Source organism: Mucilaginibacter sp. (assembly GCF_039921305.1).
Lineage (GTDB): Bacteria > Bacteroidota > Bacteroidia > Sphingobacteriales > Sphingobacteriaceae > Mucilaginibacter.
On record NZ_JBDSCA010000036.1, the window covers coordinates 1 to 4,338 of the forward strand.

At 42.3% G+C, this 4,338-nt stretch carries 2 protein-coding genes; both read left to right on the forward strand.

Annotated elements, in window-relative coordinates; genetic code table 11:
- Positions 1-1,440 (forward strand): ATP-binding protein (locus tag ABIN91_RS10340; RefSeq protein ID WP_348051019.1); only part of this gene is annotated, 1,440 nt, incomplete at its 5' end.
- A gap of 89 nt (positions 1,441-1,529) precedes the next feature.
- Positions 1,530-4,338 (forward strand): CheR family methyltransferase (locus ABIN91_RS10345; RefSeq protein ID WP_348051020.1); only part of this gene is annotated, 2,809 nt, incomplete at its 3' end.

The window sequence follows — 4,338 nt, forward strand, 5'->3', positions numbered from 1 at the left end:
AGTAATAAACGAAAACCGAAGACCAGGTCGCTAATTGCATCCGGAGACATCAGGCAAGTAACCCTGGCCCACGTGGTCAGTTTGGAACAGGAACTTATAGAGACAAAAAGCAGCCTGCAAGCAGCTAACGAATTGATCGACGCATTTAATGAAAATATACAATCTTTTCACGAAGAATTGCAATCTGCTAACGAGGAGATGCACAGCGCAAATGAGGAACTGCAATCTGTTAATGAAGAATTACAGACCATCAACAAGGAACAGCAGGAAACCAATGCAGAGCTGACAGATTCAAATGATGATCTGAATAACTATTTCCGGAGCAATACCAATGGACAGTTATTTGTTGACCATAACCTGTTATTAAAAAAATATTCGCCGGGCGCGGTCAAACATATCAATCTGCGGGAAAGCGACATCGGCAGGCCATTGGCGGATATCACCACAAATATTAAATTTGAAACGCTGGTTGCCGATATTCAGCAGGTTATGCAGGACGGCCAAACTATTACCAGGGAGGCTGAATCTTCCGAAGGGAAAACCTACCAAGTCATGACCATGCCCTACATCCGGCAAAACACCGGTAATACAGATGGTGCAATTATTAGCTTTTATGACATTACCGAACTGAACAAAATACTGGCTGCGCTGGGTATCAGCAATAAAAGCCTGACAGATTCTGTTACAGCGATCGAATTGAGCAGTGAAATAATTAGCAAATCCCTCGAAAAGGAAAAACACCTGAATATGCTGAAAAGCCGCTTTGTATCTATGGCATCGCATGAATTCAAAACCCCGCTCACAGCCATTCAACTGTCGGCCGAGTTGATCGGAAGACTTGCGCAGGACCTGGATCACCCCATCATTAAAAAATATACGGAAACCATCAAAAATGCTTCCAAGAACCTGACCAATATCTTAAACGATTTTTTATCACTTGAACTGTTGGAAACAGGTAAGATCAACCCGATACTTAGCGAATTTGATGTCGTTAAATTTGCGGAAGAAATTACAGAAGATATGCAGTCACTTGCGAAACAAGAACAACGAATTATATACCACCATACCGGCCGGGGCCGGATGGCTACACTAAATCCTTCGTTGCTTAAAAACAGTATCATTAACCTGATCAGCAACGCGATCAAATACTCGGGGCCTACTTCTCTGATCGAATTTAATACTACCATTACCAAAACTGAATTGATCATTGTTATTAGGGATAATGGCATTGGCATACCAGAAGGTGATCAGCAACATTTATTTGAAGCGTTCTTCCTGGCGCATAATACCGGCAACATACCCGGAACCGGATTAGGCTTAAATATTGTTAGCCGCTACACAGAACTGATGAACGGAACGATATCGTTTAAAAGCAAGGTTAACGAAGGCACTGTTTTTACGATCACTTTCCCGGTAAAACCAGTATCTATTAAAGTATAAATGCCTGAAAATAAATAAATTAATATTTAACAATAGCGTTACATTTACACGCTTACACCTTACAGGTGTTAAAAAAAACATCAATAAACATGGCTAAAATTGTCAATCAACAGTACATTATAGCCATTGGCGCGTCTGCAGGCGGTTTGGAAGCTATCTCTGCCTTCTTTGATTACACACCGTTAGACTCCGTGTCTTATATCCTGATACAACATCTTTCAGCCGACTTTAAAAGCCAAATGGTTCAAATATTGGCACAACACAGCAAACTACAGGTTGTTGAAGCTATTGAAAACGTGGATATCAAAGCCAATACCGTTTACCTGATCCCAAGTAATAAATTCATGATCGTTAAAAATGGCAGGCTGATCCTTTCGGACAAAAACGATCAGCCGCGACCACACATGACGATCGACTATTTTTTTAAGTCGCTGGCTGAGGAACGTGGTAACAAGGCTATTGGCATTATTTTATCAGGTACCGGTGACGATGGGTCAAAGGGCATCCAGGCAATAAAAAAAGCTGGTGGTATCGTACTGGTACAAGATCCAATTACCGCGGGCTTTAACGGTATGCCGCTGGCCGCGATCGCTACGGATTGCGCGGATAAAATACTTTCCCCCGAAGCTATGCCCCAGGTTATCGAAGAATATGTTAAGGATGGCCTGTTAGAATTACTGACCGATGAACCTGCGGACCACATCAGCGAGGAAGAACTTGGAGAGATATTTAGCCTCATCAAAGGCAACCAGCCGTTGGATTTTAGCGATTATAAGCGACCAACCATCATCCGGCGTATCAAACGGCGGATGGTTGCAAATAATTTTAATAAGGTTAGCACTTACCGGGATTTTTTAACAAATAATACTGCTGAAATAGACTTGCTGACAAATGACTTCCTGATCAGTGTGACGTCTTTTTTCCGTGACCCGGAAGCCTTCAAGATCATCGAGGAAATTGTTATACCCGATATCATTAAAAAGAACAATGGTGATGCCCTGAAAATATGGGTGGCTGGTTGTGCCACGGGTGAGGAAGCTTACTCTATAGCTATTCTGATTAAAGAGTATTTAAACAACACTCCCAAAAATATCGAGGTTAAAATATTTGCCTCGGATATTAGCAAAGCTGCGCTGGATACTGCTTCCAAAGGCATTTACCCGGAAAGCATTACTAAAACCGTTTCGAAAGCGAGGCTGCAGCAATTTTTTACGAAAGAAGGTACGGCCTATAAAATCAAACATGAGATCCGAAAGATGCTGATCTTCGCCCAGCATGACCTGACGAAGAACCCTCCCTATTGTAACATCGATCTGATCAGTTGCCGTAACTTGCTCATTTATCTCAATGCGGCTTTACAGCAAAAAGTATTTGCATTGATGCATTTCGGTCTTAAGAAAGGCGGATACCTTTTTTTGGGGCCAAGCGAGAGCGCGTCCGTGATTAAAGATGGCTTTGTGGAGATCAGCGGCAAATGGAACGTCCTGAAGAGCAATAAAACAGGAAAAGCCATCCGGTTAGATGCCTTTTCATCCCATATGATAGGCGACATAAAGACAACGACTGTAGAAGTAAATAAAAAAGACATTGTACCTGTGTCGAAATCCGAACTCACAGACCAGGTCAATTCGGCGCTGCTCAAGGAGTCCGGATTTAATGGTGTTTGTACCGACGAAAATCTATCGGTCGTTAAGTCATTTGGTAATACAAAAAACTATTTAAAAAACATCAACTTCAATCACAACCTGAACGACCTGTTACCGGATCATGTTTCTATAGTGTTGAAAGCCGCTGCCCACAAGGCGCTAAAACTGGATGAAAGAGTGGTGCTCGACAGTCTTAACTTCGAAGTTTCCGATAAGGCGAAGATCAAACTGATCAATATAATAATCAGCCCCTTTTACTTAAACGGATCGGAAGAAAGGCTATTGCTGGTTTTGTTTACGGACAGCCAGACAAAAATAACGGAGAAAAATGTGATCCACATAGCGGATATCAACGAAGTTACCAAAGAACATGTGATCAGTCTGGAGCAGGAGGTGGCCCAACTTAAACATACGCTGGATGTAGCGCATGAACGCATTGCCTCCTCCAATGAAAATATGCAATCTTTTAACGAAGAGTTGCAATCCGCCAACGAAGAAATGCAGTCGGCAAATGAAGAAATGCAAAGCACGAACGAAGAGTTGCAATCAGTAAACGAAGAACTCCAAACGGTTAATAAGGACCACCAACTGACTATCGACGAGCTAACCGACCTGAATGATGACCTGAACAATTATTTTCGCAGCAATACTAACGGCCAATTATTTGTTGACCGGGACCTGTTGCTAAAGAGATATTCGCCGGGGGCAGTGAAGCATATTAATATCCGCGAGGGCGATATTGGTCGGCCGCTCAGCAATATTACGACGAATATCAAATTTGAAACGCTGATCGATGATGTCAGGAAAGTTATTGATGAGGAAGAGTCCATCACCCGCGAGGCTGAAGCAAGGGACGGAAAGATCTACCAGGTCATGACCATGCCTTATCTGAAGAAAAACAGCAAAAAAGCAGATGGGGCCATTATCAGTTTTTACGACATTACAGAACTGAAAAAGCTGTTAAAGGAACTTGATATCAGCAACCGAAGCTTAGATAACAGTAATAAGAGCCTGCTCAGGATCAATGCCGACTTAAATAATTTCGTATTCGGTGCTTCACATGATCTGAACGCGCCAATTGTGAATATAGAAATGCTGCTGGAGATACTCAATGATAAGCTGGACACTAAAGATCCTGAAGTCATAGAGTTATCCGGATTGATGAATAAAGCGGTAACCAATTTTAAAGCGATCATCAGTGACCTTGCCAGGGTAGGATATATTGAATCGGAAGATACGGATGATACCCGCG